The organism is Ensifer sp. SSB1, from assembly GCF_016652895.1.
Classification (GTDB): domain Bacteria; phylum Pseudomonadota; class Alphaproteobacteria; order Rhizobiales; family Rhizobiaceae; genus Ensifer.
Genome location: NZ_JAEPRP010000257.1, coordinates 5531 through 7435, shown reverse-complemented (window position 1 = coordinate 7435; position 1905 = coordinate 5531). Strand labels below are relative to the sequence as shown.

At 60.4% G+C, this 1905-nt stretch carries 3 protein-coding genes; 2 read left to right on the top strand and 1 reads right to left on the bottom strand.

The features are described from left to right. Window positions 1-60 precede the first annotated feature (60 nt). The gene (gene metB, locus I8N66_RS34935; RefSeq protein WP_291164394.1) at window positions 61-1218 is read left to right on the top strand and encodes a cystathionine gamma-synthase; all 1158 of its coding nucleotides are present in this window, start codon (window positions 61-63) and stop codon (window positions 1216-1218) included. A 144-nt stretch (window positions 1219-1362) separates the two neighbouring features. Beyond that, window positions 1363-1692 (top strand): hypothetical protein, encoded by a 330-nt coding sequence (locus tag I8N66_RS34930; protein ID WP_291164391.1) that lies wholly within the window; start codon window positions 1363-1365, stop codon window positions 1690-1692. On the opposite strand, the gene I8N66_RS34925 is transcribed toward I8N66_RS34930, so the two are convergent. Beyond that, on the bottom strand, window positions 1682-1905 hold a 224-nt coding region (locus I8N66_RS34925), incomplete at its 5' end, for a 5-formyltetrahydrofolate cyclo-ligase (protein WP_291164388.1). The genes I8N66_RS34930 and I8N66_RS34925 overlap by 11 nt on opposite strands.

Genomic DNA, 1905 nt, shown 5'->3' with positions numbered 1-1905 from the left:
CAAGGAAAAGCCGCCAGTTCAAGGCGTTTTGCCCCTTGCATTCTTTCATTGGAGACACAGATGGAAATCGGCCCGAGGGACGCACGCACGATCGCAGCGGTCAATGGCATTGCAACCGACAGCGCGTTCGGCGCCGTCACACCTCCCATCTACCTGTCTAGCAACTACGCATTCCCGGCCTTGGAGGCCCCGGGAGCCTTCGAGTATTCCCGCACAGCCAATCCGACCCGGAGCCTGCTTTCGGAAACACTCGCCTTGCTTGAGGGCGGCGCCGGCGCGGTCGTGACCTCGTCGGGAATGGCGGCGATCAACCTGCTTCTCGACCAGTTGAACCCGGGACAAAAGGTCGTCGCTCCCCATGATTGTTATGGAGGCGTCTACCGTCTCCTTGCCTCCAGGCAGGCCAAAGGTCATTTCGATGTACAGTTCGTCGACCAGTCCGATCATGCTTCCGTGGCAAGAGCCTGCTCGCCAACGGTCACACTGGTACTGATCGAAACACCGAGCAATCCTTTGATGCGGGTCACCGACATCGGCGCCATTGCCGAAATCGCCCATTCTGCAGGCGCCAAGGTTGCGGTTGACAACACGTTTCTGTCGCCGGCGCTGCAGCGGCCGATCGCGCATGGTGCCGACTTCGTCGTCCACTCCACCACCAAGTATTTGAACGGCCACTCCGATGTTGTCGGTGGCGTCGTCGTTGCTGCCAACGCGGCCGACGTCGAGCCGCTCCGCGACTGGGCGAACCTCACAGGCGTAACCGGGTCTCCCTTCGATAGCTATCTCACGCTGCGTGGCATTCGAAGCCTGTTCGCGCGCATCGAACGACAGCAGATCACCGCGATGGCGCTTGCAGAGTTTCTGGAAGCACAGCCACAGGTCAGTGCCGTTCACTATCCGGGTCTCGCCTCCCATTCGGCGTATGGGTTGGCCTGCAGGCAACAATTGGGGTTCGGCGCCATGCTGAGCTTCGATCTTCATGGTGGCCTCGAGGCAGTACGGCGCTTTGTATCGAACATCAGGCTCATCACACTGGCGGAGTCGCTCGGTGGGGTAGAGAGCCTTATTGCGCACCCGGCCACGATGACCCACGCGTCGATGGGCGCCGAGGCGCGTCTTGCCGCGGGCATCGGCGACGGACTGCTTCGCATGTCCGTCGGTCTCGAAAGCGAACGCGACCTGAAAATCGACCTTGCCCAGGCCTTCACCGCCACGTGATATTGCACAAGGAACGGGCAATCCGGACCATGTTCGCTGGTTTTTCCCGCAGATCGGGTGCGCCAGCGCGGAAAACACGGCTCCGTGCAGATGGCCCAACTCTTGCTTCACATCATCTGAAACATCCAACCAAGGGATCGTCGGATGATGTGGAATGGGTTGCTGCTGTCGCTGCTGCTGAGCGTTTCAATGGCCTTCAGCCTGACGGAGTTGAGTTTCGTGCGCAATGGCGGTCGCCAGCAATCGCGTGGCGATGCGGTGCGGGCGACGCTCGCGATGACGGCTGGGTTGACCGCCTTGGGACTGGCATTCAGTCATCAAGGGCCGTCGCTGGGTGCCATGGCAGTCGTTGCCGGCATAGCGCTCTCATGGCTGGCGGCACGGTTCGCCTCGCGCACCGTTGCCCTCGCCGTTGCCATCCTGTCGCTCGGCTTCTATCTGCAGTTCGCAGAACTTGCACCATTCAGCCCATGATACCAGGACCGCATGAAAGGGTCCGTCCTTCGGTCACGATCGCATCCATCGCGATATCGTGCCATTGTGGTCTGATGCTCTCCATTTTTTGCTGTTCGAAGCCGACGCCGATTACGAATGGCTTCGATTGAAGGACAGCGAGCGTGCGATCGTAATAGCCCCCGCCATAACCCAGGCGAAAGCCACTCTCGTCAAATCCGACGAGCGGAGCAA

Coding starts and splice junctions, on each gene's coding strand:
- I8N66_RS34930 (WP_291164391.1), top strand. CDS start 1,363: ATGATGTGGAATGGGTTGCTGCTGTCGCTGCTGCTGAGCGTTTCAATG.
- metB (WP_291164394.1), top strand. CDS start 61: ATGGAAATCGGCCCGAGGGACGCACGCACGATCGCAGCGGTCAATGGC.